Source organism: Isoptericola sp. NPDC056573 (genome assembly GCF_042793335.1).
Lineage (GTDB): Bacteria > Actinomycetota > Actinomycetes > Actinomycetales > Cellulomonadaceae > Isoptericola.
Genome location: NZ_JBHTUY010000002.1, coordinates 156,870 through 182,037, shown reverse-complemented (window position 1 = coordinate 182,037; position 25,168 = coordinate 156,870). Strand labels below are relative to the sequence as shown.

At 74.2% G+C, this 25,168-nt stretch carries 26 protein-coding genes; 9 read left to right on the top strand and 17 right to left on the bottom strand.

The window, feature by feature from the left end; translation table 11 throughout:
• Positions 1 to 99: 99 nt before the first annotated feature.
• A complete protein-coding gene (locus tag ACFQ8E_RS03570) occupies positions 100 to 801 on the bottom strand; it encodes an aldolase/citrate lyase family protein (protein ID WP_430549204.1) in 702 nt (233 codons plus the stop codon).
• Positions 801 to 1,805: a 3,4-dihydroxyphenylacetate 2,3-dioxygenase gene (hpaD, locus tag ACFQ8E_RS03565; protein WP_430549203.1), complete on the bottom strand. Its 1,005-nt coding sequence runs from the start codon at positions 1,803 to 1,805 to the stop codon at positions 801 to 803. The genes ACFQ8E_RS03570 and hpaD overlap by 1 nt, the downstream gene beginning before the upstream one ends.
• A gap of 102 nt (positions 1,806 to 1,907) precedes the next feature.
• On the opposite strand from hpaD, the gene ACFQ8E_RS03560 reads away from it, so the two are divergent.
• From ACFQ8E_RS03560 to ACFQ8E_RS03550, 3 genes are all read left to right on the top strand, one after another.
• Positions 1,908 to 2,837, top strand: coding sequence for a LysR family transcriptional regulator (locus tag ACFQ8E_RS03560; protein ID WP_430549202.1), 930 nt, complete (start codon positions 1,908 to 1,910; stop codon positions 2,835 to 2,837).
• A 92-nt stretch (positions 2,838 to 2,929) separates the two neighbouring features.
• Entirely contained in the window at positions 2,930 to 3,610 is a 681-nt protein-coding gene (locus ACFQ8E_RS03555; protein ID WP_430549201.1) for a GntR family transcriptional regulator, read from the top strand.
• A gap of 83 nt (positions 3,611 to 3,693) precedes the next feature.
• Positions 3,694 to 4,557, top strand: coding sequence for a phosphotransferase family protein (locus tag ACFQ8E_RS03550; protein ID WP_430549200.1), 864 nt, complete (start codon positions 3,694 to 3,696; stop codon positions 4,555 to 4,557).
• A 7-nt stretch (positions 4,558 to 4,564) separates the two neighbouring features.
• Here the strand turns inward: ACFQ8E_RS03550 and ACFQ8E_RS03545 are convergent, their stop codons facing one another.
• From ACFQ8E_RS03545 to ACFQ8E_RS03520, 6 genes are all read right to left on the bottom strand, one after another.
• On the bottom strand, positions 4,565 to 5,842 hold the full coding sequence (locus ACFQ8E_RS03545; RefSeq protein ID WP_430549199.1) for a DUF3500 domain-containing protein: 1,278 nt from the start codon (positions 5,840 to 5,842) through the stop codon (positions 4,565 to 4,567).
• On the bottom strand, positions 5,839 to 6,714 hold the full coding sequence (locus ACFQ8E_RS03540; RefSeq protein WP_430549198.1) for an ATP-binding cassette domain-containing protein: 876 nt from the start codon (positions 6,712 to 6,714) through the stop codon (positions 5,839 to 5,841). The genes ACFQ8E_RS03545 and ACFQ8E_RS03540 overlap by 4 nt, the downstream gene beginning before the upstream one ends.
• Complete coding sequence (locus ACFQ8E_RS03535) at positions 6,711 to 8,585, bottom strand: dipeptide/oligopeptide/nickel ABC transporter permease/ATP-binding protein (RefSeq protein WP_430549197.1); 1,875 nt, start codon at positions 8,583 to 8,585, stop codon at positions 6,711 to 6,713. The genes ACFQ8E_RS03540 and ACFQ8E_RS03535 overlap by 4 nt, the downstream gene beginning before the upstream one ends.
• Positions 8,582 to 9,526, bottom strand: a complete 945-nt coding sequence (locus ACFQ8E_RS03530) for an ABC transporter permease (RefSeq protein ID WP_430549196.1) — start codon at positions 9,524 to 9,526, stop codon at positions 8,582 to 8,584. Before ACFQ8E_RS03530 ends, ACFQ8E_RS03535 begins: the two co-directional genes overlap by 4 nt.
• 1 nt (position 9,527) lies before the next feature.
• On the bottom strand, positions 9,528 to 11,120 hold the full coding sequence (locus tag ACFQ8E_RS03525) for an ABC transporter substrate-binding protein (RefSeq protein WP_430549195.1): 1,593 nt from the start codon (positions 11,118 to 11,120) through the stop codon (positions 9,528 to 9,530).
• A gap of 116 nt (positions 11,121 to 11,236) precedes the next feature.
• Positions 11,237 to 12,283: an amidohydrolase family protein gene (locus ACFQ8E_RS03520; protein WP_430549194.1), complete on the bottom strand. Its 1,047-nt coding sequence runs from the start codon at positions 12,281 to 12,283 to the stop codon at positions 11,237 to 11,239.
• Between the two features lie 445 nt (positions 12,284 to 12,728).
• Here ACFQ8E_RS03520 and ACFQ8E_RS03515 point away from each other — a divergent pair, with 445 nt between their 5' ends.
• From ACFQ8E_RS03515 to ACFQ8E_RS03495, 5 genes are read left to right on the top strand one after another with little or no spacing between them, the layout of a single operon-like run.
• Positions 12,729 to 13,487 (top strand): dienelactone hydrolase family protein, encoded by a 759-nt coding sequence (locus tag ACFQ8E_RS03515; protein WP_430549193.1) that lies wholly within the window; start codon positions 12,729 to 12,731, stop codon positions 13,485 to 13,487.
• 41 nt (positions 13,488 to 13,528) lie between these two features.
• Entirely contained in the window at positions 13,529 to 14,824 is a 1,296-nt protein-coding gene (locus ACFQ8E_RS03510; RefSeq protein WP_430549192.1) for an FAD-dependent monooxygenase, read from the top strand.
• Between the two features lie 11 nt (positions 14,825 to 14,835).
• Entirely contained in the window at positions 14,836 to 15,351 is a 516-nt protein-coding gene (locus ACFQ8E_RS03505) for a nuclear transport factor 2 family protein (RefSeq protein ID WP_430549191.1), read from the top strand.
• Entirely contained in the window at positions 15,348 to 16,229 is an 882-nt protein-coding gene (locus ACFQ8E_RS03500; protein ID WP_430549190.1) for a fumarylacetoacetate hydrolase family protein, read from the top strand. Before ACFQ8E_RS03505 ends, ACFQ8E_RS03500 begins: the two co-directional genes overlap by 4 nt.
• A 2-nt stretch (positions 16,230 to 16,231) precedes the next feature.
• Positions 16,232 to 16,618 (top strand): RidA family protein, encoded by a 387-nt coding sequence (locus ACFQ8E_RS03495; RefSeq protein WP_430549189.1) that lies wholly within the window; start codon positions 16,232 to 16,234, stop codon positions 16,616 to 16,618.
• Position 16,619: 1 nt separating this feature from the next.
• On the opposite strand, the gene ACFQ8E_RS03490 is transcribed toward ACFQ8E_RS03495, so the two are convergent.
• The 6 genes from ACFQ8E_RS03490 to ACFQ8E_RS03465 all read right to left on the bottom strand — a co-directional run bounded on the left by ACFQ8E_RS03490 (position 16,620) and on the right by ACFQ8E_RS03465 (position 21,788).
• Positions 16,620 to 16,910: a DUF1905 domain-containing protein gene (locus tag ACFQ8E_RS03490; RefSeq protein WP_430549188.1), complete on the bottom strand. Its 291-nt coding sequence runs from the start codon at positions 16,908 to 16,910 to the stop codon at positions 16,620 to 16,622.
• 37 nt (positions 16,911 to 16,947) lie between these two features.
• Complete coding sequence (locus ACFQ8E_RS03485) at positions 16,948 to 18,564, bottom strand: alpha-amylase family glycosyl hydrolase (RefSeq protein ID WP_430549187.1); 1,617 nt, start codon at positions 18,562 to 18,564, stop codon at positions 16,948 to 16,950.
• A 39-nt stretch (positions 18,565 to 18,603) separates the two neighbouring features.
• Positions 18,604 to 19,338 carry a VIT family protein gene (locus ACFQ8E_RS03480; RefSeq protein ID WP_430549186.1) on the bottom strand — a complete coding sequence of 245 codons (735 nt, stop codon included), beginning with the start codon at positions 19,336 to 19,338 and terminating at the stop codon, positions 18,604 to 18,606.
• Between the two features lie 70 nt (positions 19,339 to 19,408).
• On the bottom strand, positions 19,409 to 20,326 hold the full coding sequence (locus tag ACFQ8E_RS03475) for a cation diffusion facilitator family transporter (RefSeq protein WP_430549185.1): 918 nt from the start codon (positions 20,324 to 20,326) through the stop codon (positions 19,409 to 19,411).
• Entirely contained in the window at positions 20,323 to 20,694 is a 372-nt protein-coding gene (locus tag ACFQ8E_RS03470; protein ID WP_430549184.1) for an ArsR/SmtB family transcription factor, read from the bottom strand. Before ACFQ8E_RS03470 ends, ACFQ8E_RS03475 begins: the two co-directional genes overlap by 4 nt.
• A gap of 131 nt (positions 20,695 to 20,825) precedes the next feature.
• Positions 20,826 to 21,788, bottom strand: a complete 963-nt coding sequence (locus ACFQ8E_RS03465) for an oxidoreductase (RefSeq protein ID WP_430549183.1) — start codon at positions 21,786 to 21,788, stop codon at positions 20,826 to 20,828.
• Positions 21,789 to 21,886: 98 nt separating this feature from the next.
• Between ACFQ8E_RS03465 and ACFQ8E_RS03460 the strand changes: the two genes are divergently transcribed.
• A complete protein-coding gene (locus ACFQ8E_RS03460) occupies positions 21,887 to 22,540 on the top strand; it encodes a DNA-binding response regulator (protein ID WP_430549182.1) in 654 nt (217 codons plus the stop codon).
• Positions 22,541 to 22,547: 7 nt separating this feature from the next.
• Here ACFQ8E_RS03460 and ACFQ8E_RS03455 read toward each other — a convergent pair whose 3' ends face one another.
• The 3 genes from ACFQ8E_RS03455 to ACFQ8E_RS03445 form a co-directional block, all read right to left on the bottom strand.
• Positions 22,548 to 23,129, bottom strand: coding sequence for a dihydrofolate reductase family protein (locus tag ACFQ8E_RS03455; protein WP_430549181.1), 582 nt, complete (start codon positions 23,127 to 23,129; stop codon positions 22,548 to 22,550).
• Positions 23,130 to 23,191: 62 nt separating this feature from the next.
• Complete coding sequence (locus tag ACFQ8E_RS03450) at positions 23,192 to 23,848, bottom strand: response regulator (RefSeq protein WP_430549180.1); 657 nt, start codon at positions 23,846 to 23,848, stop codon at positions 23,192 to 23,194.
• Positions 23,845 to 25,011: a sensor histidine kinase gene (locus ACFQ8E_RS03445; protein WP_430549179.1), complete on the bottom strand. Its 1,167-nt coding sequence runs from the start codon at positions 25,009 to 25,011 to the stop codon at positions 23,845 to 23,847. The genes ACFQ8E_RS03450 and ACFQ8E_RS03445 overlap by 4 nt, the downstream gene beginning before the upstream one ends.
• Positions 25,012 to 25,168: the final 157 nt, after the last annotated feature.

Sequence of the window (25,168 nt, the reverse complement as noted above, 5' to 3'; positions counted from 1 at the left end):
CGACGCCCGCGCGCAGACCCCGGGGCCCGCCGGCGCCTCCGCCGCGGCCCACCCCCCGCGTCTGACCCCCACCCCCCCGCGTGGTTGTGGACCAGTCCACTACCTCGCGGGGACTCGGACTACCTCGGCGAGAGCTGGACCAGCGAGACGGGCGGCGAGCCTCGTCGTCTCGCGGGCGAGGAGGGTGACTTCGTCCCCCACGACGACGAACGACGCGCCCGCCTCCCGGCAGGCGTCGGCGACGAAGGGGTCCGACGCGTCGACGCCGACGACGCCACCCGCCGCGCGCACCGCGCGGACGGCCTGGAGCGCGGCCGCCACGACGTCCGGGTGGGCGTGGCCCGACCGGCCCAGGGCGGCGGCGAGGTCGGGGGTGTCGAGGAGGACGCCGGCGACGCCCTCGAGGGCGACGAGGCCAGCGGCGGCCGCCAGGGTCTCCGGGGTGCCGACCTGGACGAGCACCGTGCCCTGGCCGCGGGTCGCGCGCCGTACCGCTCCCGCGACCTCCCCGGCGTCGTCGACGGAGGCGACGGGCACGACGACGTCCCGGACGCCGGCGTGCAGCAGCGCGTGCAGCGTCGCGTCGTCGGGCGCCCGGACGAGCGTCGTCACCGGGTAGCCCTGCGTCGCGCGGACCTGGGCGAGCGCGGTCTCGACGGTCGGCCCGGTGCCGCGCGGGTCGTGCTCCGGGTCGACGAGCAGCAGGTCGAGGCCGGAGTCCGCGCACGTCTCCGCGAGCATCGGGCTGCCGCCCGCCAGCCACAGGCCCGCGAGGGCCCGGTCGGCCCCGTCGCCGCGCATCAGTGCAGGCCCAGGAAGGCCTCGAGCGTGGGCGGGGTGGCGTGCAGCAGCGGCTCGTGGACGGGCTCGCCCGGAAACTCGCTGGCCTCGAAGAACCAGCGCTCGGACGCCGGCATGCCCCACTGCTGCGCGCGGCGCGGGTCGCTCACGTCCCACCGGATCGCCTCGCTCTCCAGGTCGATGAGCTGGTAGTGCGTGGTGAACAGCTCGATGCGGTGCTGGTCGGGGTCGCGCACGTACAGGAACAGGGCGTTGCTGATCCCGTGCCGCCCGGGCCCGCGGTCGATCTCGTGGCCCAGGCCGAGCGACCCGGTGACGTCGGCGGCGTGGATGAGCGACGTCGCGTCCGGCACCGTGTAGGCGAAGTGGTGCAGGCGCGGCCCCCGGCCGTTGGTGAACACGAGGTCGTGCGTGTTGCCCTTCACCTCCATCCAGGTGCCCCAGAGCTCGTCGGTGCCGTCCTCGCGGTACTGGCCCGTGTACTCCGACGTCCGCATCCCGAGCCCGGTCCAGAATTCGGTGGCGGTGCGCACGTCGTGGGTGACGGCCTGGAAGTGGTCGATGCGCTGCGGCGCGCCGGCGCGGAAGTCGTGGAAGTCCGCCATCTTGCGCGGCACCAGGTCCATCGACGACGTGAGCTCGACGCGGGTGCCGACGGCGTCGCGGAAGCGCAGCGTGGGCCCCTGGTGCGGGCGCTCGACGCGCTCGTGCTCGATGCCGGTCGCGACGAGGTGCCGCTCGGCGGCGGTGACGTCGGCGTCGGTGCGCACGCGCAGGCCCAGGCAGACGGCCTTCGCCTCGGTGGCCTGCTCGAGCACGAGGCTGTGGTGGGCGTCCTCCTCGAGCCCGCGGAGGTAGACGGCGTCGTCGGTTTCCGCGGTGACGACGAGGCCGATGACGTCGCGGTAGAAGTCGCGGCTCGCGGCGAGGTCGGTGACGGCCAGCACGACGTGGCTGGCGCGCGTCAGCGTGAACGGGGGAGCGGGGGCTGTGGTCGGGAGCATGCCTCCGAGTCTGCTGACGAGGACCCGTCCGCGGAACTACCGATGTCCTCTCGCTGCCATATCTCAGAGGTATGGCGAGGCGTCCGACTACCCTCGGAGACTATGGAGCTGCGTCATCTGCGGTACTTCACCGCCGTCGTGGAGGCCGGGTCGATCACGGCCGCCGCCGCGCGGCTGCACCTGTCGCAGCCGCCCTTGAGCGTCGCGATCTCGAAGCTCGAGGCGGACGTCGGCGTCCCGCTGCTGGTCCGTACCCCGCGGGGCGTGGAGCCGACGAGCGCCGGCCGCTACCTGCTCGACGCGGCGTCGCGGGTGCTGGGGGAGGTGGACGACATCGTCGCGGCGCTGGGCCGGTTCGGCGCGGGCACCGCGGGCTCGCTGACCGTGGCCGCCGTGCCGGTGCTCATGTGGCACCGGCTGCCGGCCCTGGTGCGGGCGCACGCCGCGGCGGCCCCCGACGTCGAGGTGCGCCTCGTCGACCCGCCGCCGTGGACGGCGATCGACATGCTGCAGCAGCGCGCGGTCGACGTGGCGGCCGTGATGGTCGCCGACCCGCGCCGGTTCGTCGCCCGCCATCGTGAGGTGCTCGACGTCGTCGACTGGGGCGAGGTGCCGCTCGTGGCGGCGCTGCCGCCGGACGCTCCCGGCGCCGGTGCCGAGGGCGAGCCGCTCCCGCTGCGTGCGTTCGACGGCGAGCTCCTGCTGCTGCCGCGCCGCACGGCCGCCGTCCCCAGCCTTCCGGAGGCGGTGGAGGCGGCGCTGCGCCGGTGGGGGGTCGCGCCGTCGTCGATCCGCACGGTGGAGACGATCCAGGCGGGGCTCCCGCTCGTCGAGGCGGGCGTGGCCCGGGCGATCCTGCCGGACCCCGACCGGGCGAGCCTGGCGCGGTTCGACCTCACCGTGCGCCGGATCGAGCCCGAGCCGGCGGGCCTGCGCGCGCTGGTGCTCACGCGGCCCGGGGCTGCGGCACGTGACCCGAAGGTGGCACGGTTGCTGGAGACCGTCCGCGCGACCCTGCCAGATCCTGTGTGATCTCCGATATGATTCCCGGGACGACTGACGACGGGGCGGTCCGCCCGCGCGACGACGCGACGGGGCACCGCCGACCCACCGAGGAGGCACCTGTGGCCGTGGCCGTGAGCAAGGCCGAGCAGTGCTACGAGATCCTGCGCAAGGGGATCATGGAAGGCACGTTCGCGCCCGGGCACCGGCTGGTGATCGACCAGCTCGTGCGGGACTACGGCATCAGCTCCGTGCCCTGGCGCGAGGCGGTGCGGCGGCTGGAGGCCGAGGGCTGGGTCGACATCGTGCGCAACGCGGGCGCGGTCGTCAAGACGTTCGACACCGGGTCCTGGGAGCGCACCATGCAGCTGCTCGCCCGGCTCGAGGGCTACGCGACCGCCCTGTCCGCGCCGAACCTCTCGCCCGAGGACCTGGAGCGCGCCCGCACCCTCAACAAGGAGATGGCCGCCGCCCTGGCGAACTTCGAGCCCGCCCGGTTCGGTGCGCTCAACCGCGAGTTCCACCAGCTGCTGTGCTCCCGCTGCGACGACGAGCGCCTGGCCGGCCTGGTCGAGGACGAGTGGACGCGGCTCGAGCTCATCCGCCGCTCGGCGTTCTGGTACGCGCCGGGGCGTGCGCACGCGTCGCTCGCCGAGCACGACGGGCTCGTCGACCTCATCGAGGGCGGTGCCGACCCCGACATGATCGAGACCGCCGCCCGCCGGCACGAGCTCAACACCGTGACGGCCATCGCCGAGCACGAGGCGCAGCTGGCGCAGGAGTCGGCGCCGCAGGCGCGGTAGGCGCCGCCCGACGGACGACCGCGCCGAGAGGCCCTGTCGAAAAGCCTCGTCGTCCACCGTGTCCCGGTGCCACGATCCTTCGTGTGGACAGGCCCGATCTCGAGCGCGCGACCGATGCCGCGACCGCCGTCGTCCGGTCCGTGGGCCTGCCGGTCGACGTCGCCACCGTGCTCCACGACTCCAACAAGCTCGCGCTGCGCCTCGAACCGTGCGGGGTGCTGGCGCGGGTCGCCCCCGTGGGGCACGAGGTCGCACGGATGGAGCTCGGGCTGGCCGGACAGCTCGCCCGCGCCGGGTCGCCGGTGGGCGCCCTGGAGCCCCGTGTCGCCCCGCGGGTGCACGTGCGCGACGGCTTCGCGGTGACCCTGTGGGTCTACTACGAGCCGGTGGCCCCGGTCGTGCCGCCGGACGACTACGCCCGGGCGCTGGAACGCCTGCACGCCGGGATGCGGGGCGTGGAGGGCCGCTTCCCGCGGTTCACCGAGCGGATCGCCGAGGCGGAACGGATCGTCGCCGACCCGGCGCTCTCTCCGGCGCTGCCCGACGTCGAGCGCCGGTTCCTCGGCGATCGGCTGCGACGGCTCCACGAGGCGGTCGACGGGGCCGGGCGCGAGCAGGTGCTCCACGGCGAGCCCCACCCGGGCAACGTGCTGAGCACGCAGGACGGGCCGCTCTTCATCGACCTCGAGACGTGCTGCCGCGGGCCCGTCGAGTTCGACCTCGCGCACGTCCTCGACGAGGTCTCCGGGCACTACCGGGGCGTCGACCGCGGGCTGCTCGACCGCTGCCGCGAGCTCGTCCTGGCGATGGTCGCGGCGTGGCGCTGGGACCGGGAGGACCAGTTCCCGGACGGGCCGCGGTTCGGGGAGGAGCTGCTGCGCGCGCTGCGTGCGGGGCCACCCTGGCCCACCCTCGACGCCGTGGTCCGGCGGGTGGCCGGGCCGTAGCGCCCGATCAGCGCAGGTCCGCCGTCACGTACGCACGGCCGTAGTCGTTGCCGTGCGGCACGCGCAGGGTGGTGTGCACGTGGAAGCGCGCGGGGAGCTGGTTGCTCAGCCACACGCCGGCGTGGTGGTCCAGCTCGGTGAGCACGACGGGGCTGTGCACGCGCAGGTAGAACGGCTGCGTCCCGTCCGTGGCGCCGTACCAGGACACGAAGGTCTCGGCGCGGTGCGCGTCGACGTCGGCCATCGTCAGTGCGCGCTGCGGGGCGGCGAGCAGCAGGAACGCGTCCTCCACGATCGCCCGCAGCGTGGCCCACTGGTCGTCGTCGAGGTCGGAGGCGCGCAGGCCCTCGTACGGCACGACCCGGTTGTCGCGGAAGGCGCCGGCGACGTGCCGCTCGTCGGCGGGGTGCAGCCGCCCCGGCGGCATCGCCGGGTCCAGCACGGACGCGTAGACCACGGCCCCGGCGCGCTGCCCGGGGGTCCACGACGACGCGAGCTCCAGCGCGAGCCGCTGCCGTGCCGCGAACAGCGGGGGGCGGGCGCCGTCGGACTCCGCGGGCTCGGCCCCGAGAAACACCGGCGCGACGACGTGCCGACCCGCCACGGACACGAAGCTCACGGCCACGTGGTGGCCGAAGAGCTGCCAGCCCCACGCGCCGTCGGGCGAGGGCTCGCCGAAGAGCGCCACCCAGTAGCTGCGCTCGTTCATGAGGTCGGGCAGGCCCACCAGGTCGCCGAGGAACGCGTTGAGGCCCATCGCCTCGCGGACGCGGGCGTAGCCCTCCGGGCTGAGCGACGCCTCGACCATCGCCAGGGCGGCGTCGACCGTCTCGGCGGGGAGCTCCTCCAGCCGGAGCCCCGTGCGGTGGATGACGAACTCCGGGTTGCTCCACGCCCGCCACTCGCGGGCGTCGACCGGGTACGTGACGGCGTCCCGCTGCGCGTCGTCGAGCAGGCCCCGGAAGCGTCGCGCGGCCGCGGAGGGCGCGGGGTCGACGTCGACCACGGGCTCGAGGCGGTGCACGTCGCGGACCGTGCCGTCGGTGGTGACGCCGACGAACGGCTCGTCGTACAGCGCCCGCCACGACGCCAGCAGCTCCTGCACGAAGCCGGGCTCGCGCTTGCGGGCCGAGAACTCCTCGTAGCCGAGGCCGCGCCACTGCGCGAGCACCGGGTCGTCGAGGCGGTACAGGTGGTCGCGGTAGCTCTCCGTGCCGAACGTGGGCGCGTCGCCGCCCGTCGTGACGCGGGCGGTGGAGAAGAAGTCGTCGAGCTGCTCGGTCATGCCGCCTCCTGGGACAGGTCCTGGGCCGCCGCGGCCCGGCGCGCGGCGCGCTCGGCACGCCGCTCCTCCCGGCCGTCGGGGTGCGACGACGGGCTCGCCGCGAGCAGGGCCCGCGTGTACTCGTGGCGCGGACGGTCGAGCACCTGCCGCGTCTCGCCCTGCTCCACGAGCTCCCCGCCGCGCAGCACGCCGACGCGGTGCGCGACGTGCCGCACGACGCCGAGGTCGTGCGTGATGAACAGGTAGCTGACGCCGCTCGCGGCCTGCAGGTCGGTGAGCAGCGTGAGGATCTGGGCCTGCGTGGACAGGTCGAGGGCGCTGACCGCCTCGTCGCACACCACGAGCCGCGGCCCCAGCACCAGCGCCCGCGCGATGGCGACGCGCTGCAGCTGCCCGCCGGACAGCTGGGACGGGTACCGGGCCAGGTGGCCGGTCGTGAGGCCCACCTGCTCGAACGCCTCGGCGGCACGACGCCGCCGCTCGTCGCGGTCGCCGAGCCCGTGCCGGGCGAGCGTCTCGGTGAGGGCCCGGCCCACCCGGTGGCGCGGGTTCAGCGACGCCGCCGGGTCCTGGTAGACCGCCTGGACATCGCGACGGTAGGAGAGCGGGGTGCGCCGCCCCAGCGCGGCCACGTCCCGGCCGTCGACGAGGACCTGGCCGCCGCTGACGTCCGCCAGGCGCAGGATGGCGCGGCCGGTCGTGCTCTTGCCCGAGCCGGACTCGCCGACCAGCCCGTACGTCTCGCCGGCCGCGATGGTGAAGCTGACGCCCTGCACGACCGTCAGGGTGCGGCGTCGCCACCCCGCCGCACCCGCGACGTCGTAGTCCACGCGCAGGTCGCGGACGTCGAGCAGGGGCTGGGAGTCGTTCACGCGATCACTTCCACGTCGTGGTCGGCCGTCGGGTGCGCGGCGAGCAGCGCCGCGGTGTACGGGTGCTGCGGCTGGTCGAAGAGCGCGACGACGCCGGCCACCTCGACCAGCTCGCCGCGGTACAGCACGGCCACGCGGTCGCAGGTCTCGGCCGCGACGCCCAGGTCGTGCGTGATGTTGACGATCGCCATGCCGAGTCGGTCGCGCAGGTCCAGCACGAGGTCGAGCACCTGGCTCTGCGTCGTGACGTCGAGGGCCGACGTCGCCTCGTCGAGGATGAGCAGGTCCGGCTCGCCGGCCAGCGCGATGGCGATCGCGACGCGCTGCGCCATGCCGCCCGAGAACTGGTACGGGTACTGGTCGAGCCGTCGCTGCACGTCGTTCACGCCGACGAGGTCGAGCAGCTCGGCCGCCCGGGCCCGCGCGTCGCGCCTCGACAGCGGGTGGTGCGCGCGCAGCACGTCGACGAGCTGACGACCCACCGTGTGCACGGGGGAGAGGTTGGCCTGCGGGTTCTGCAGCACGACGCCGAGCCCGGTGCCGCGCACGGCGCGCAGCTCGCGCTCCGTGCAGCCCGCCAGCTCGGTGCCGTTCAGCCGGACCGACCCCTCGGCCAGCCGCACGCCCGGCGGCAGCAGCCCCAGCACCGCCTTCGCGAGCATCGACTTGCCCGAGCCGGACTCGCCCAGCAGGCCGAGGATCTCGCCGCGGCGCACCCGCAGCGAGACGTCGTGCACGAGGGTGACGGTCGTGCCGTCCGGACGGTCCGCGACGATCGTCGCGCCGCGCACGTCGAGCACGGTGTCTGCGGCGGCCTCGAGGTCGTCGTCGGGCGCGGCGACGGACGGTGCGGCCGCGGGAGCGGGCCCGACGGGCGCGGCGTCCTGGGACCACCCGGCCGCCCCTGCCGCACGGACCTCGGCGAGCGTGGGTGACGCGGGCGGGCGCAGGCGGCCGAGCAGCGCGGTGCGCCGGCGGCCGGTCGTCCGACGGCCCGACAGCGCGTCGTTGATGCCGTCGCCGAGCAGGTTGAACGCGAGCACGGTGAGCAGGATCGCGAGGCCGGGGGCCACGGCCATGAGCGGCCGATCGGCCTGGTGCTCGGCGGCGGCGCCGAGCATGCCGCCCCACGACGGCTGGTCGTCGCCCAGCCCGAGGCCGAGGAACGACAGCGCCGCCTCGACCTTGATCGCGGAGCCGAGGAAGACGGCGGCCTGCACGGCGAGCGGGCCGGCGAGGTTGGGCAGCACCTGGCCGAACACGATCTGCCGCTCGCGCAGCCCGGACACGTGCGCCGACTCGACGTACAGCTTCTTGCGCTCGGTGAGCGTGATGGCGCGCGTCATGCGGGCGAAGTTCATGCAGAACACCAGCCCGATGGCGAGCACCAGCACCGCCATGCCGCGGCCCAGGACCGCGATGACGACGAAGCCGACCATGAGGCCGGGCAGGGCGTCGGCGATGTCGAGCCCGCGCGAGCCGATCCGGTCGTACCAGCCGCCCTTGTACCCGAGCAGGAGGCCGACGGGCACGCCGATGAGCATCGCGACGAGCACCGAGCCGCCGGCCACGACCAGCGCGGTGCGGGCGCCGTAGATCAGTTGGCTCAGCAGGTCCTGCCCGAGGTCGGCGGTGCCGAGCGGGTGGTCCGCCGTCGGGCCGGAGAGGGGCGCGTCGAAGTCCGTGGCCGCCGGCGCGTAGGGCGCGAGCAGGGGCGCGGCGACCGCGACGACGACGAGGACGGCGACCACGACGACGGCGAACAGCGTCGACGGCTGGCGCCGCAGCCGGTGCCACGCCTGGGCGACGCCGCGCGCCTGCGCGCCGGCGGGGGACCGGTCGGCGGGGTCGAGGATGACGGCGTTGCTCACTGGGGCCTCGCTTGCGGGTTGATGAGTCCGTAGCAGATGTCGATCACGAGGTTGACGACGATCACGAGCGTCGCGGTGACGAGCACGACGCCCTGCACGACGGGGAAGTCCTGCCCGATGACGCTGGTGAGCATGAGGCTGCCGAGCCCGGGCAGCGCGAACACCTTCTCGACGACGAAGCTGACGCCGATGAGGATGGCGAAGGTGACGCCCGTCGACGCCAGCACCGGTACGAGCGCGTTCTTCACGCCGTAGCGCGCGATCTGCGTGCGGCGGGGCACGCCCGCCGCGGTGAGCGTGTCGGCGTACGGCGCCGCCATCGAGGTGACCATCGCGGCCCGCGTCTGGCGGGCGATGATCGCCCCGCCCGTGACGCCCAGGGCGAGCGACGGCAGGACGAGGCCGCGGAGCCAGGCGAGCGGGTCCGCCGTCAGCGGCGTCCACGCGACGATCGGCACCCAGCCGAGCTGCACCGCGAAGAGAGTCGTGAGGAGCAGCCCGAGCCAGAACTCGGGGATCGCGAGCCCGAGCACGGTGCCGCCCGTGACCAGCCGGTCCGCGAGGGTGCCGGGGCGGGTGCCGGTGAACACCCCGGCCCCCACGCCCAGCACCAGCGCCACGACGATGCCGCCCGCCACCACCGACAGGGTGGCCGGGAGCCGCTGCGCGAGCAGGTCGGTCACCGGCATCCCCGCGCGGAACGACGTCCCGAGGTCCCCGGTGAGCATCGCGCCGAACCACTCGACGAACCGCTCGAGCGGCGGCCGGTCGAGGCCCAGCTGGGCCTCGACGTGGGCGATGGCCTCGGGCGTCGCGGACGTGCCGAGCATCGCGGCGGCGGGGCTGCCGGGCACGAGGTACGTCAGCGAGAACACCAGGATCGAGATGACCAGGAGCTGCGGGACGGCGAACAGCAGCCGGTAGGCGACGAGCTTGCCCATCTCAGCTCGCCGGGCGCAGCGCGCGGTAGTTCACGAGGTTGGTCTCCCACGGCTGCGTGGGCGCCTCGACGTCCGTCACGGTGGTCGTGTTCCAGGCGATCAGCTCCTCGCCGGCCACGTGGGCGCAGGTCAGGGCCTCGTCGGAGATGATCTTGGTGACCTCCGCCCACAGGGCGTCCGCCTCGTCGCCGGTGCCGGCCGCGATGGCGGCGTCGGCGGCGGCCTTGAGCTCGTCGCTCTCGACGCCGGACGGGTTGCCCGGCGCGTCGGCGGCGAACCACGCCCGGTACCAGTCGAAGGGCGTCAGCTCGTCGTTGCCGCCGAGCCCGAGCGGGTACTTGCCGCTGTTCCACTCGGAGAAGTACTGGGGCGGCGGGGCGCTCTGCACGGTGACCTTCATGCCGATCTCGCCCATCTGCTCGGCGTAGACCTTCATCTGGTTCTCGTTGAACACGGTGGCGAGCATGTCGGCGTCGACGGGCGGGTTGCCGGCGGAGTCGTACAGCTCCTGCGCCTTCGCGGCGTCGTGCGTGTACCCGGCGATGTCCGGGTTGTAGCCCTGCTCGCCCTCCGCGAAGTGCTGCGTGCGGACCGTCCAGTCCGGCTCGAGCTTCGCCAGCACCTCGGTGTCGATGGCGGTGCACGCGGCCTGGCGCACGGCCACGTCCTCGAACATCCCGCCCGGGCCGCGGTCGAAGAAGATCGGGTTGTTCCGGATGGCGGGGTACGACAGGCGGTCGACGCCGGGCGTGCCGTCCAGGGTGGTGAACTGGTTGGTCTCGGTGTCGGTGATGTCGATCTCGCCGTTGCCCAGCGCCGCGGAGGCCGCGTTGTCCTCCGGGATCGCGACGAGCTGCACGGTCTCGAAGCCCACCGGGTCGCCCCAGTAGTCCTCGGCGGGGCCGAAGACGAGGCGCGTGCCGGGCACGGAGGCGGCCTCGTCGTAGGCCCAGGGGCCGGTCCCGACGGGGACCTGGGCGATGGTGCCGGCCTCGATCGCCTTGGGGCTCGCCATCGGCGCCGCCCGGGTGGTCAGCGTGGTGAGGAGCGACGGCGTCGGCTCGCTGAGGTTGAGCCGCACCGTCTGCGCGTCGACCACGTCGATCGACGAGATCACCTGGAACGGCCCGGCGTACGGCCCGGGGGTGCCCTTCACGGTCTCGAGGTTGACCTTGACGGCCTCCGCGTCGAACGGCGTGCCGTCGTGGAACGTGACGTCGTCGCGCAGGGTGAGCGTGAGCGCGTCGTCGGTCTGCTCCCACGTCGTGGCGAGGACGGGCTCGATCTCGCCGTCCGCGCCGAGCGCGACCAGGTTCTCGTAGGGGATGCGCAGGAACCCGGCCTCCATCTCGGCGCCGGGGGCCCAGCTCTCGGGGAAGCCGCCCCAGTTGACCCGCAGGACGGAGCCGGGCACGGGGCCCGAGCCGGCGCTCGCGGCGGGAGAGGCGCCGGGGTCCTCGGCGGCGCCGCCGCCGGAGGTGCAGGCGGTGAGGCCCAGCGCGAGGATCGCCGCGGTGGCCAGGCCCCGCACCAGGAAGGCGGGCCTCGGGTGCGACGTCGGTGCGGACTTCGGCAGGGGCCTTGGCGTGGACATCGACATGGTGGGGGCGCCTCCTTGCGCCGGCATGCACGGGTTCGAGGGGAGGCCGAGGCGGGGGCACCGGCGCTGGCGCCGGGCCCCCTCTCGGGCTGTCGGGTCGGGTCTTCGGGTCAGAGGGGGAGGTTGAACAGGCGGGCGGCGTTGCCCGAGAGCACGAGCTCGCGCTCGGCGTCGGTGATCTCCAGCTCGTTCTTGACGAACTCGACGCCCTGGCTCATCCAGCCGTAGAACACGGGGAACGAGGACCCGAACAGGTAGTGGTCGGCGCCGCCGATCGCGATCGCCGCCTCCACCTGCTGCTTGCCCCACGAGTGGGGGTGGGTCATGTCGAAGAAGAGGTTGTTGTCGAGGTAGCTCTGGATCTTGTCGCCACCCGTCGGGTCGAGGCGGGTGAGCGACTCCGCCTTGTTCGACGCGTGCGGCATGAGCAGCGCCTGGTTCGCGAACCAGTTGCCGCCGAACATGGTGTGGATGAAGCGCAGCCCGGGCATGCGGTCGAACATGCCGCTGAACAGCTCGCGCCCGACGGCGGTGGCCTGGTCGACGATGCGGCCGTACTCGCGGCGCAGGTTGGTGTAGTCGACCACCGACCGCCACTCGACCGGCAGGGGAGTGTGGTGGGCGATGACGGGGATGTCGAGCTTCTCGATCTCGCGCAGGTAGGGCTCGAAGACCGGGTCGTCCAGGTAGAGCTGCCCGTAGTGGCAGGCGAGCTGGACGCCGACGGCGCCGAGGTCGATGCAGCGCTTGAGCTCGTCGATGTTCTCCTTGCCGCCCCACGGCGGCACGCAGGCGGTGAAGAACAGCCGCCCGTTCGACCGCTTGACGATGTCGGCCGCGTTGTCGTTGACGGCCTTGCAGGTCTCGAGGTCGAGCCACTCCTGCCAGACGGGCACGCGCATGACGCCGTAGTCCACGCCGGCGTCGTCCATCGCGGCGAGCTTCGCCTCGGCGGAGTAGTCGCCCTCGACGTAGTTGAGGTTCTGGTGGCCGGCGGGCTTCTCCAGGATGAGGTGCTTCTTGCCGCTGGCCATCGTCTCGACGCGGGCGATCTCCCCGAAGCCGCGCGGGGCGCTGTTCAGGAAGCCGTTCAGGATCTTCTCGTTGGTGAACAGGTCCTCGGGCAGGTGGTGGATGTTGATGTCGACGACGGTCATGTCGCTGGCTGCTCCCGTCTAGCGGTCGTTCCCTGAAGCACATCGGCGTGCGACCCGCACCGGCGCGGTGGGCTCTTGCGTTCAGGAGGTTCGCACGGCGCTCGCAGCATCGCGGGCGTCGTGCCTGTGGTACTCATGAGCGACCCGACGGACCGTCAGATCGTGTGAGAAATCATATGCAGATCCGTCGAGGCGGATCAACCCCCTGAGGCGCGGAGTCGCCGGGTGAAGGTCGTGAGACGCCTGCGTTCCTGCCGTTGAGGGGCGCGAAGTTCCCTGCCGTGACCCACATTTCTGAGCTTTGGCCGTCGTTCCACACTTGAAATCGTGTAGGAAGTGTTCCTACGATCGGCGCACGCTTCACCGTCGAGCGAGGACCCGCACCGCTGCGGGCCGTCCGCCTCCTCGACCCCTCCCGGACGACGAGGCCCCAGGAAGGCACCCGATGAACGACCTGATCGCACGCGACGTCGAGTACTCCCACGACGGCACCCGCATGATCGGCGCGCTGCGCGCGCCCGCCGGCGGGGAGGCGGCGCCCGGCGTGCTGCTCCTGCACGACGCCTTCGGCCTGAGCGACGACATGCTCGCGGTCGCCGAGCGGCTGGCCGGGCTCGGGTACGCCGTCCTCGCCGCCGACGTCTGGGGGGAGCGGGCCCGCCCGCGCACGCAGGACGAGATCGGGCCGCTCATCGGCGCCATGGTCGCGGACCGGGCGCGCTGGGCGGCGCGGGTCGCGGCGGCCCACGAGACCGCGGCCGAGCAGCCCGAGATCGACGATGACGCGATCGTCGCCCTCGGGTACTGCTTCGGCGGCTCCTCGGCGCTCGAGCACCTGCGCACCGGCGGCGCGGTGCGCGGCGTGGTGAGCGTGCACGGAGGCCTGGACCTGCTCGACCCCGACGCCGGCTGGGGCGCGTGCGATCCCACGGTCCGGGTGCTGCTGTGCACCGGCGACCAGGACCCCATGGCCACCGCCGCGCAGCGCGACGCCCTGCAGCGGGCCATGACCGGCGCGGGCCTCGACTGGGAGACCGACCTCTACAGCGGCACCCGGCACGCCTTCACCAGCCCGCACGCCCGCTTCTCCCCGACGCCCGAGGCGGTCGCGTACCACCCGCGCAACGCGGAGCGCGCCTGGGTCGCCACGACCCGCTTCCTGCGCGAGCTCGCCCACGACCTGAGCCCCGCCGTCGTCGGCTGACGCCGCGGCCCCGAACCACCCCACCAGAGACGAGGACGTCCATGCCAGATCCCCAGCTCGACATCGCCATCGTGGGCGCCGGCCCCGCCGGCCTGGCCGCCGCGCTGCGGCTGCACCAGCGCGGGTTCCGCCCGCGCATCTACGAGACCGTGGCGGAGCTCCGTCCGCTCGGCGTCGGCATCGACGTCAAGGTGTACGGCACCAAGGAGCTCGAGGAGCTCGGGCTGCTCGAGGAGTTCCGCGCCATCTCCGTCGACGCGCGCGACTCGATCTTCTACAACAACCACGGCCAGGAGATCTACGCCGAGCGCTGCGGCGTGCACATGGGCTACCTGCACGAGCAGCGGTTCGTGCACCGCGGCCGCCTCCAGATGCTGCTGTACCGCACGGTGCTCGAGCGGCTCGGCCCGGACTCCGTGGTGCAGGGCGTGCGCACCCTCGGCTACGCGCAGGACGGCGACGGCGTCACGCTCGACGTCGAGCGCGCCGACGGCTCGCGCGGCGAGGTCCGCGCCGACGTCGTGGTGGCCGCCGACGGCATCAACTCGGTGGTGCGGCGGCAGATGCACCCCGAGAGCGCCGAGCCGCACTACTCCGGCATCACCATGTACCGCGGCACCACGCTCATGGAGCCGTACCGCGACGGGCACACGATCCTGCACATCGGCGCCCCGCAGATCGCGACGATGATCGTGTACCCGATCGCCGACGACTTCGAGGGCACGGGCAGGACCCTGGTCAACTGGGTGGTGGAGCGCGAGCGCGACGAGACGGTCGAGGACTGGAACGCCGTCGGCGACGTCGCCGAGATCGTGCCGCTGTTCGACACGGTGAAGCTGCCGTTCCTCGACGTGCAGCAGATGCTGCGCGACGCCCGCGAGGTGTACCTGTTCCCGCTGATCCGGCACGACCCGCTGGAGAGCTGGACCGACGGGCGCGTGGTGCTGGTCGGCGACGCCGCCCACGCCATGTACCCGCGCGGCGGCAACGGCGCCTGCCAGGCGATCGTCGACGGCGCCGTGCTCGCCGAGAAGCTCGCCACGATCGACGACCCGGTCGCCGCGCTCAAGGCGTTCGAGGCCGAGCGGCTCGCCAAGGTCAACGGCATGGTCATGGCGCACCGTGGCGAGGGGTACGAGGTGATCCGCCGGATCGTCGCCGACCGCACGCGGTGCGAGCCGTTCGAGGACATCGAGGCGGTGCTGCCGCTGGCCGAGGCCGACGAGATCTTCTCGAAGTACCACGCGATGGTCGGCCAGCCGCGGCCCGGCTTCGAGGCCGGCGAGACCACCGGCTTCCGCACCGACCACGCGCTGACCGCCGCCCGGCCGGCCTGAGGAGGACCGCCATGCCCCACGACAACCACCCTGCGCCCAGCGCCGCGACAAGCCCTGCGCCCAGCGGGGTGACCGTGGCCGACGCCGCGAGCCGCGCCGAGATCCTCGCCCTGGAGGAGCGCCGTCGGGACGCCCTGGTCGCCGGGGACGTCGACGCCCTGGACGCGATGTTCGACGACGCCCTCGTGCACGTGCACGCCCCCGGGCTGGTGCACACCAAGGCGCAGCTCCTGGAGCACGTCGCCACGCGGCGCGCGTACGTCGACGTCGTGCGCGACGACCTCCTGGTGCGCCTCGTCGGGGACGTCGGCGTCGTCACCGGGCGCATCGTCAACCACATGCGCGGGCCGGACGGCGCGCCCCGGGTGCTCGCCGGCGTCGTCACCCAGGTCGTCGTACGCGGCGACGACGGCGCCTGGCGGTTCGTCAGCTTCCAGATGACACCCGACGGCGAGCAGGTGTGGGGCGCGCTGCCCTCGCAGCAGCAGGCGCCCGCCGAGGACACGAAGGACGGGAACGACAGATGAAGATCGCACGGTTCCGGCTCGGGGAAGGCCCCGTCCGGCTGGGGCGGGTGGACGGCGACGCCGCCGACCCCGGCTCGCTCACGGTCACCGACGTCTCCGCCGTCGCGGGCACGTCGCTGCGCGCGATCCTGCCGGACCTCGGCGCGCGCCGCGACGCGCTCGCCGGGGCGGCGGGGGAGCGGCACGCGCTGTCCGACGTCGTGCTCGAGGCGCCGGTGGACGACCCGCAGAAGTACCTCGGCATCGGCATGAACTACGCCGCGCACGCCGAGGAGGCGCGGCAGGCGGGCATCCCGGTGCCCACCAGCCAGCTGTGGTTCAACAAGCAGGTCTCGTGCATCGTCGGGCCGCACGCCGGCATCGTGAAGCCCGCCGTCTCCGACGAGCTGGACTACGAGATCGAGCTCGCCGTCGTGATCGGGAAGCGGTGCAGGCACGTCCCGGTGGACGACGCGCGGTCGGTGATCGCCGGCTACACGGTGGCGAACGACGTCTCCGTGCGGGACTGGCTGCAGAAGCGGTCGCCCACGTTCACGCTGGGCAAGTCGTTCGACACGCATGGCCCGCTCGGCCCGTGGCTCACCACGGACGACGAGGTGGCCGACCCGCTCGACCTGGGGATGCGGCTCACCGTGAACGGCGAGGTGCGCCAGGACTGGCGCACCGACGACATGATCCACGACCTCTACGAGCAGATCGCCTACCTCACGCAGGTGATGACGCTCGAGCCGGGCGACGTGCTGGCCACCGGCACGCCGTCGGGGATCGGCGCGCCCACCGGCCGCTTCCTCAAGGTCGGCGACGTCGTGCGCGCCGAGATCGAGGGCCTGGGCGCCCTCGAGAACACCGTCGTCGCCGAGCCGGAGCGGGAGGCCTGACCGTGGGCCTCCGCACGACCGTGGACGTGCCCGGGTTCGCGCACGCGAACCCGGTGCCGGTGGCGAGCCGGATCGGTCCGTTCCTCGCCACCGGCGCGCTCACCGGCCGCGACCCGGGCACGCGCGAGATGCCGGAAGGCCTCGACGCGCAGTGCGCCAACGCCTTCCGGCACGTGCGCGCCGTGCTCGCGGCGGCGGGCGGCGGCCCGGGCGACGTCCTCAAGCTGACGGTGCACCTCGCCGACCCCGCCAACCGGGAAGCCCTCAACCGCGAGTGGACGGCGCTGTTCCCCGACCCGGCGGACCGGCCGGCGCGTCAGGTCGTCGCCGCGACGCTCGGCGGCGGCGCGCTGGTGCACGTCGACCTGCTCGCCGTCCTCCCCGGATGACTTAGACGCCGTCGAGCGTCAGGCGCAGGACGACCTCGTCGCCGTCGTCCACGCCCTCGGGCCGGCGCACGGCGTCCTTGAGCGGGACGAGGTAGCCGCCGTCCTTCGGGAACAGGGACGTGGTGAACGTCGTCGCGCCCAGGCGGCCCGTCACGGGGATCACGCCCCAGCCGTAGGTGACCAGGGGCGCGACCGCCGCGATCTGCTCCGCCTCGGCGTCGGGCACCGCGACGTAGTAGTACGGCGCCGGGCCGCGCCACTGGAACACCTCGCCGCGCACCTCGAGCTCCATGCGCCCAGGGTGCCGCGACCTCCTGACACGGACCAGCTCACGCGAGGTCGAGGACGGCGTACCCGTGCCCGTCGAGGTGCACGACGTCGCCCTCGACGCTGTGCCCCCGGACCTCGATCTCGCGCGCACGGGCCGCCCCGGGCACCGCGAGCGACACGGCGGCGCGGCCCGGGTTGAGCACGACGGCGAGCGTGCCGCCGCGCACGTACGCGAACGGGTAGCCGGTGGCCAGCACGTCGACGTCGGCGGCGGCGTCGAGCCGCGGGTCCGCCGTGCGCAGGTGCGCGAGGCGGCGCACCAGGTGCAGCACCGAGCCCTCGTCGTCGAGCTGGGCGGCCACGGTCGGGCGGTCGGGGTCCGGGTCCTGGGGCAGGTAGCGCGACTCCGCGACGTCGGGGCCGAGCCGCCCGGCCGGCACGTCGCCCCACTGCATCGGGGTGCGCGAGCCCGCCCGGTCGTAGGTCGGGTTGAGGCGCGAGCCCTCGAGCGTGGGGGTGTCGGGGACGAAGCGCATGCCGATCTCGTCGCCGTAGTAGACCGACGGCATCGACGGCCAGGTGAGGGTGAGGACGAGGGCCGCACAAGCCTGCTCGGCGTCGCGCGCCCCGGCCACCAGCCGCGTGAAGTCGTGGTTCGACGTCGGCAGGCCGGTGAGCCCGCCACGCCCGGCGGCCGCGATGGCCCCGGTGGCCTCCTCCCAGGCCCGGACGAACGTGCCCGCGTCGCCCCGTGCCTCGGCGTCGGCCCAGCTCGGCACCTCGCCCCACGACGGCTGCACCGTGCCGGCGCCGTTGTTCCACAGCGAGCGCAGCGGCAGGCCGTCGTCGTCGCCCCCGAACTGCAGGAAGAAGTCGGCGTGGAAGCCCGACGGCACGGAGACGCGCGGGTCGCCCCACTCGCTGATCAGCACGCGGCCCGGGTAGGTCGCGTCGAGCCAGTCGCGGTTCTCGCGCCACAGGCGGCCGGTCTCGACGAGTCCCGGGTCGTCCTTGACGAGCGACGCCGCCATGTCGACGCGGAACCCGGCGACGCCGAGGTCGAACCAGTGCGCCATGATCTCGCGCAGGGCGGCGCGGTTGGCCTGCGGGCCGGCGGCGTCGACCGGGCTGCGCCACGGCTCGTCGGGGTGCTGGCGCGCGTAGCCGAAGTTGAGCGCCGGCTGCACGGGGAAGAAGTTGGGCAGGTAGAACCCGCCGCGGCGGCCCGGGCCGGGCTCGAAGCCGTCGACGGGGGCGTCGCTCCACACGTACCGGTCGTCGCCGGGGTCGTCCGCCGACGCCGTGAACCACGGGTGCTGGTCGGACGTGTGCCCGGCGACGAGGTCGAGCAGCACGGAGATGCCCCGCCGGCCGGCCTCCTCGGTGAGCTCCGCCAGGTCGTCGTTGGTGCCGTAGCGGGGCGCGATCGTGAGGAAGTCGGCGACGTCGTAGCCGGCGTCGGCGAACGGGGACACGAAGCACGGGTCGAGCCACACGGCGCCCACGCCGAGCCACCGCAGGTAGTCGAGCCGGGCGGTGATCCCGGCGAGGTCGCCGATCCCGTCGCCGTTCCCGTCGGCGAAGCTCTGCGGGTAGAGCTGGTACAGCACGGTCCGCCCGAGGCGCGGGGCGAGGTCGGTGGCGGCGTGCGGGGACGTGGGCGTGGGGGTCGGCACGGAGGCTCCTTGCGGGTCGGGTACGGGGGCGGGGGCGGGTCAGACGACGCCGGTGGTGCCGAGCAGCGAGCCGAGGGCGAAGGTGACGCCGAGCGCCAGCGCGCCGCCGACCACCACGCGCACCACGGACCGGGAGCGGGACGACCCGCCGATCCACGCGGCGATCGAGCCGGCGGCGCCGAGGGCGGCGAGGACGACGACGAACGTGCCGGCGACCTTCCACGGCTCGGGGATGAGCAGCACGGCCAGCATCGGCAGCACGCCGCCGCGCAGGAACGCGAGCAGCGACGCCCAGGCGGCGTGCCAGGGGCTGACGACGTCGTCGGGGTCGATGTTGAGCTCGGCGGACAGGTGGGCGCCGAGGGCGTCGTGGTGGGTGAGCTCGGTGGCGACCTGGCGGGCCGTGCCCTCGCTGAGGCCCTGCTGGCGGTAGAGGCCGACGAGCTCGTCGAACTCCTCGTCCGGCATGGTCGCGAGCTCGTGCTGTTCCTTGGCGATGAGCGCCTTCTCGCTGTCCGACTGGCTGGACACCGACACGTACTCGCCGAGCGCCATCGAGATCGCGCCGCCCACGAGGGCCGCGAGCCCGGCCGTGAGCACGGGCGCCCGCTCCGGCGTCGCGCCGGCGACGCCCACGACGACGGCCGCCACGGAGACGATGCCGTCGTTGGCGCCCAGCACGCCCGCCCGCAACCAGTTCAGCCGCTGGGCGAGGCCGCCGGCGTGCGGTTCGTCGGGGTGGCCGGTCGGGTCGGTCTCGATGCGCTCGGACATGTGCCCAGCACAGCATCGGTCGGGGGGTGCCGCCAGCACGACGCCCGCCCGGCGCGGCACGGACCGGGGATCAGGCGTGCGTGGGGTGCTCGTGCTCGGGGTGGGTCTCGGGCTCGACCTGGAACGTGGAGTGCTCGACGGCCACGTCGAAGTGGGTGGCCACGCACTCCTGCAGCTCGTCGAGGATGCGGCCGGCGTGCCCGTCGGTGAAGCAGCCCGAGTCGACCACGACGTGCGCCGACAGGATCGGCAGGCCGGTGGCGATGAGGGAGGCGTGCACGTCGTGCACGTCGCGCACGTGCTCCACCTTCAGCAGGTGCGAGCGCACCTCGTCGAGGTCCAGGCCGGGCGGGGTGGACTCCAGCAGCACCGAGCCGGCGGCCCGCAGCAGCTTCACCGCGCGCGGCAGGATGAGGGCCCCGATGAGGAGCGCGGCGACGGCGTCGGCCCGCTGCCACCCGGTGGTGGCGATGACGATCGCGGCGACGATCACGCCCACCGACCCGAGCGCGTCGTTGAGCACCTCGAGGAACGCGGCCCGCAGGTTGAGGTTGGCGTCGCGGCGGCTCGCCAGGACCGCCATCGAGGCGAGGTTGCCCGCGAGGCCGATGACGCCGAAGACGACGAGCTGCGTGGACGGGATCTCCGGTGGCTCGGCGAGCCGCAGCACCGCCTCCACCAGCACGTACACCCCGACCACCAGCAGCACGGCCGCCTGCGCCAGCGCGGCCAGCACCTCGGCCCGCCGGTAGCCCCAGGTGCGCTGCGGCGACGCCGGCCGCAGGGACAGGTGCGCGGCGAACAGGGCCAGCGCGAGGCCCCCGGCGTCGGTGAGCATGTGGGCGGTGTCGACCAGCAGCGCGAGGCTGCCGGTGAGCCACGCGCCCACGGCCTGCGCCACGAGGATCGTGGCCGTGATGCCGAACGCGATCGCGAGGCGCCCGCGGTGGTCGGCGGCGACCTGCGCGTGGTCGTGGTCGTGGGTCACGCGGCGTCCTGGGAGCCGGTGGGCCCGTGGGCGGCGGGCGTCGCGCACGTGCAGTCCGGGCCGCAGCAGTCCGGGTCGACGACGAGCGCGAGCCGCAGCATGTCGCCGAGCGCGTGCGCGAGGTGCGGGTCGGACAGCCGGTACTCGGTGCGGCGCCCGTCCTGGCGCCCCACGACGAGGCCGCAGCCGCGCAGGCACGCGAGCTGGTTGCTCATCACCTGCTTGGAGACGCCCAGCGTCGCGGCGAGGTCGGAGGGGTAGGCGGGTGCGTCGCGCAGCGCGAGCAGGATGCGTGCGCGGGTGCCGTCCGACAGGGCGTGCCCGAGCCGCGCCAGCGCGGCGGTGTGGGTGAGCGTCACGGTCTCCATGAGCGCGACGGTACATGGTGTCGTGTACTCATGCCAGGCTGCCGCCGGACGACGAGGTGCCGAACAGGCGGTTGTGCACCTTCTGAGACGTCAGAAGGTGCACAACCGCCTGTTCGGCGGTGCTCGGGGGGTCAGGCGATCGCGTCGAGGACGGCGAGGTCGTCGTCGGTGAGCCGCAGGGCCGCGGCGGCGACGTTCTGCTCCAGGTGCGCGACGCTCCCGGTGCCGGGGATGGCGAGGACGTGCGGCCCGCGGTGCAGGGTCCAGGCGAGCCGCACCTGGGTCGGCGTCGCGTCGTGCCGTGCGGCGACGGCGGCCACCTGCTCCGCGCCGGTCTCGTCCGGGGTGCCTCCCGGTACCGCCCCGGGAACGGCCGCTCCCATGGAGAAGAACGGCACGAACGCGATGCCGAGCTCGCCGCACCGGGCGAGGAGGCCGTCGTCGGCCCGCTCCGTGAGTCCGTACCGGTTCTGCACGCACACGACGGGCGTGATCTCCAGCGCCTCCTCGAGCTGCTCCGGCAGCACGTTGGAGACGCCGACGTGCCGCACCAGGCCCGCGTCGCGGAGCTCGGCGAGGGCGCCGACGTGCTCGGCCACCGACCCGGGCTCGCGCCCCAGGCCGGTGCCCCAGCGCAGGTTCACGACGTCCAGCTGGTCCAGGCCGAGCTGGCGGATGTTCTCCTCGACCTGGCTGCGCAGCTGGTCGGGCCGCGCGTACGGCTCGAAGGCGCCGTCGCGGGACTGGGAGGCGCCGATCTTCGTGGTGATCACCAGGTCGTCGGCGTAGGGCTGCAGGGCGGCCCCGATCAGCTCGTTCGCGGACCTCGTCGGGAAGAAGTAGAACGCGGCGGTGTCGACGTGGTTCACGCCCAGCTCGACGGCGCGGCGCAGCACGGCGATCGCGTCCTCGCGCGGTCGGGGGGTCGCGGACCCGAAGGAGCCGACGAGCCGCATGGCGCCGAGGCCGAGCCGGTTCACGGTGCGGTCGCCGAGCTGCCAGGTGCCGGCAGCGGCGGCGTCGGGAACGGTGGCGGACGCCGTGGCGGTGGTGGTGGTGGGGGTGGTGGTGGAGGCTGTGGTCGAGGTCGTCATGCCGTCCAGCCTTGCCGCGGTCACGCCGGGACGGACGCGGATGGCAGCTTGTTGCCGCCCCTGGCAGGACCTTGCCACCCGGGTGCAGGATCGAGGGCATGCAGACCGGAGAGGCCGTCACGATCGTCCGGGGCGAGGAGGAGCTCCTCGCCCGCACCGCGCACCTGTTCGCCACCGCGACCGACGTGGCGTGCGCCGCCAACGACCTGTTCACCTGGCAGGCGGCGCACCGGGCGGAGGGGCTCGCGGCGGAGCGCCCGCCGCGGGGCGCCGCGACGGTCCGCAAGGTCTACCGGTCCGGCGTCCTGCTCGACCCCGTCGCCACCCGGCACCTCAAGCTGCTGCGCGACCGGTACGGCGCGCAGGTACGCATCACCACCGACGAGATCAACGAGACGATCGTGCTGGACCGCCGGCTCGTGATCCTGGCGGGCGACCTCCAGGCCGGACGCCGCTCCTACAGCGTGATCACGCAGCCCGAGGCGGTGCAGGGCGTCACCTCGTTGTTCGACGCGGCCTGGCGCTCGGCGACCGACCTCGCCGTCTTCGACGCCCGCATCGCCGAGATCCGCGCGATCGCGCCCCAGGTGCTCGACCTGCTCGGTCAGGGCGTCAAGGACGAGACCGCCGCCCGGGCCATGGGGATGGGGGTGCGCACGTACCGCCGCCGCGTCGCCGAGCTGATGGCGGCCCTCGGCGCGGGCTCGCGGTTCCAGGCGGGCGTGCGGGCGCGGGAGCTCGGCCTGGTCTGAGCGGTCCTCAGCCGTGCCGGGTGGGCACGTAGACGAGCTCCTGGGTGCGGCCGTCGAGCGTGCGCGTCTCCACGAGCTCGAGGTCGAAGTCCGCGGCCCCGCGGAACAGCGGGTCGACGCCGGTCTGCCCGGTGATCACCGGGAACAGGGTCACCCGGAGCTCGTCGACCAGGCCCGCGGCCATCAGGGCGCGGTTGAGCGACAGGCTGCCGTGCGACCGCAGGGGCACGGGGGACTCCTGCTTGAGCCGGCCGACGACGTCGACCGCGTCGCCGGCGGCGACGGTCGCGCCGCCCGGCCACTCGAGGGGTTCGCGCAGGGTGCTCGACACCACGGTCGCGGGCGTACGGACCATGCGGGTGACCCACGGGTCGCGCACGTCGGAGTCGGCGGTGCCCGCGGCGAGCATCTGCACGAACGCCCGGTACGTGGTGGCGCCGAGGACCATCCGCTGCTCGGTGTCGAACAGGTGGAGCCGGTGCTCGAGCAGCTCGGGTCCCTGCTTGCCCCAGTAGCCGGTCCAGTCGCCGTGCGCGGCGCCGAACCCGTCCAGGCTGGAGAAGACGTCGAACGTGTAGGTCGTGGCCATGGTCAGCTCCTCGGTCGGCAGGCCGCCGCAGTTCTTGAACATGACTGTACGACTTCGGCGTCCTAGCCGCCCGGGCGCACGAGTCCCGTCTCGTAGGCCAGCACGACGAGCGCGGCGCGGTCGCGGGCGTCGAGCCGCGTGAGCAGCCGGCTGACGTACGTGCGCGCGGTGGCGGGGCTGAGGTACAGGTCGCGGGCGATCTCGTCGTTGGTCAGCCCGCGGCCCACCCGCACGAGCACCTCGCGCTCGCGCTCGGTGAGGCCGGCGACGGCGGCGTCGTCGAGCCGGCGTGGCGCGGCGGCGACGGCGCGCATCGCCGCGGCCGTGACGGCGGGGGACAGCAGCGAGTCGCCGGCGGCCACGGTGCGGATCGCGGCGCGCAGGTCGTCGGGGGAGACGTCCTTGAGGAGATAGCCGGCCGCGCCCGCGCGGATCGCCTCGACCACGTGCTCGTCCTCGTCGAACGTGGTGAGGACGAGCACGCGGACGTCCCGCAGCGCCGGGTCCTCGACGATCGCCCGCGTCGCCCCGATGCCGTCCAGGGCGGGCATCCGCACGTCCATCAGCACGACGTCGGGCCGCAGCTCGCGCACCCGCGACAGGCCGGCACGGCCGTCGGCCGCCTCGCCGACGACCGTGATGTCGCCGTCGAGCTCCGCCAGCGGTCGCAGCCCGGCGCGCACCAGCTCCTGGTCGTCGACCAGCACCACCCGGATCATGCGTCCAGCCTCGCCGGGAGGTCCGCGACGACGGCGAACCCGCCGCCCGGCGCGTCGCCCGCGGTGAGCCGGCCGCCCAGCAGGCCCGCGCGCTCGCGCATCCCTGCCAGCCCTGCCCCGGTACCGGGGGACGCACCGGTGCCGCGGCCGTCGTCGGTCACGGCCAGGCGGAGGCGTCCGTCGTCGACGTCCGCCTCGACCCGGACGTGCCGGGCGTCCGCGTGGCGCAGCACGTTGGTCAGCGCCTCCTGGGCGATGCGGTACGCGGCGGCGTCGATCGCGTCGCCCAGGGCGCCGGGCGCGACGGCGTCGACCACCTCGACGTCGACGCCCGCGGCCCGCACCGGTGCGACGAGGCCGTCGAGGCCCGCCAGGCCGAGGGCGCCGCGCGGCGCGGCGCCGGGCGCGGGCTCGCGCAGCACCTTCACCGTGGCCCGCAGCTCGTCGAGGGTGCCCGACGCCGCCTCCCGGACGTGGGCGAGCGCGTCGCGCGCGGCGACGTCGTCCCGCCCGACCGCCTCGTCCGCGACGCCGGCGTGCAGCGCCACCACGGACAGGTGGTGCCCGACGGTGTCGTGCAGGTCGCGGGCGATGCGCAGCCGCTCCGCCTGCAGCCGCTCCTGCGCGGCGTGCGCCTCCTGCTCCGCCGTGAGCTCGCGGACCAGCGCGGCGCGCTCACGGGCCTCGCGCGCCAGCCGGACGGCGACGCCGAGCGCGACCGCCGCCGCGGTGAGCGCGACGTTGGTGACCAGGTCGTAGGCCGTGAGCGCGGCGCTCGGGTCGACGTCGTCTCCGGTGACGCGGAACCAGGTGGCGACCGCGACGAGCACGACGCCGGTACCGGCCGCCCAGCCGGTCCGGCCGCGCTCCGCCGCCGCGTACAGCGCGGCGACCGCGGGCAGCACCATGCCGATCGGCGCGAAGCCGAGGGCGTAGTACGCGCACACGCCGAGGAACGTGAGCACGAGCATCGTGCGCGGGGCGACGCGGCGCAGCAGCACCAGCGCGCCGAACCCCACCGCGAACAGGTAGGCCGCCGCGCCGGCGTCGCCCTGGCCCGACGGGTCGGCCGCGATGACGACCGCGACGACGAGCGTCGACGCCAGCGCCAGGACGACGTCGGTCGCCCACGGGCTCGGCGGCGCCGTCACGGACGAGGTCATGCCGCCAGGCTAGGCGCCACCCCCGGAGGGTGCCGAACAGGCGGTTGACACCGTTATCGGGTGGAATCCCGTCCGATAACGGTGTCAAACGCCGGTTAGGCGGAGGGCGGGGCGGGGGGGGTCAGGGTCGGTGTGGCCCGGGGGCGACACCGGGGGA

Coding starts and splice junctions, on each gene's coding strand:
- ACFQ8E_RS03465 (WP_430549183.1), bottom strand. CDS start 21,788: ATGACGACCTCGACCACAGCCTCCACCACCACCCCCACCACCACCACC.
- ACFQ8E_RS03460 (WP_430549182.1), top strand. CDS start 21,887: ATGCAGACCGGAGAGGCCGTCACGATCGTCCGGGGCGAGGAGGAGCTC.
- ACFQ8E_RS03520 (WP_430549194.1), bottom strand. CDS start 12,283: ATGACCGTCGTCGACATCAACATCCACCACCTGCCCGAGGACCTGTTC.
- ACFQ8E_RS03450 (WP_430549180.1), bottom strand. CDS start 23,848: ATGATCCGGGTGGTGCTGGTCGACGACCAGGAGCTGGTGCGCGCCGGG.
- ACFQ8E_RS03515 (WP_430549193.1), top strand. CDS start 12,729: ATGAACGACCTGATCGCACGCGACGTCGAGTACTCCCACGACGGCACC.
- ACFQ8E_RS03500 (WP_430549190.1), top strand. CDS start 15,348: ATGAAGATCGCACGGTTCCGGCTCGGGGAAGGCCCCGTCCGGCTGGGG.
- ACFQ8E_RS03530 (WP_430549196.1), bottom strand. CDS start 9,526: ATGGGCAAGCTCGTCGCCTACCGGCTGCTGTTCGCCGTCCCGCAGCTC.
- ACFQ8E_RS03470 (WP_430549184.1), bottom strand. CDS start 20,694: ATGGAGACCGTGACGCTCACCCACACCGCCGCGCTGGCGCGGCTCGGG.
- ACFQ8E_RS03560 (WP_430549202.1), top strand. CDS start 1,908: ATGGAGCTGCGTCATCTGCGGTACTTCACCGCCGTCGTGGAGGCCGGG.
- ACFQ8E_RS03545 (WP_430549199.1), bottom strand. CDS start 5,842: ATGACCGAGCAGCTCGACGACTTCTTCTCCACCGCCCGCGTCACGACG.
- ACFQ8E_RS03455 (WP_430549181.1), bottom strand. CDS start 23,129: ATGGCCACGACCTACACGTTCGACGTCTTCTCCAGCCTGGACGGGTTC.
- ACFQ8E_RS03510 (WP_430549192.1), top strand. CDS start 13,529: ATGCCAGATCCCCAGCTCGACATCGCCATCGTGGGCGCCGGCCCCGCC.
- ACFQ8E_RS03505 (WP_430549191.1), top strand. CDS start 14,836: ATGCCCCACGACAACCACCCTGCGCCCAGCGCCGCGACAAGCCCTGCG.
- ACFQ8E_RS03445 (WP_430549179.1), bottom strand. CDS start 25,011: ATGACCTCGTCCGTGACGGCGCCGCCGAGCCCGTGGGCGACCGACGTC.
- hpaD (WP_430549203.1), bottom strand. CDS start 1,805: ATGCTCCCGACCACAGCCCCCGCTCCCCCGTTCACGCTGACGCGCGCC.
- ACFQ8E_RS03490 (WP_430549188.1), bottom strand. CDS start 16,910: ATGGAGCTCGAGGTGCGCGGCGAGGTGTTCCAGTGGCGCGGCCCGGCG.
- ACFQ8E_RS03525 (WP_430549195.1), bottom strand. CDS start 11,120: ATGTCCACGCCAAGGCCCCTGCCGAAGTCCGCACCGACGTCGCACCCG.
- ACFQ8E_RS03480 (WP_430549186.1), bottom strand. CDS start 19,338: ATGTCCGAGCGCATCGAGACCGACCCGACCGGCCACCCCGACGAACCG.
- ACFQ8E_RS03570 (WP_430549204.1), bottom strand. CDS start 801: ATGCGCGGCGACGGGGCCGACCGGGCCCTCGCGGGCCTGTGGCTGGCG.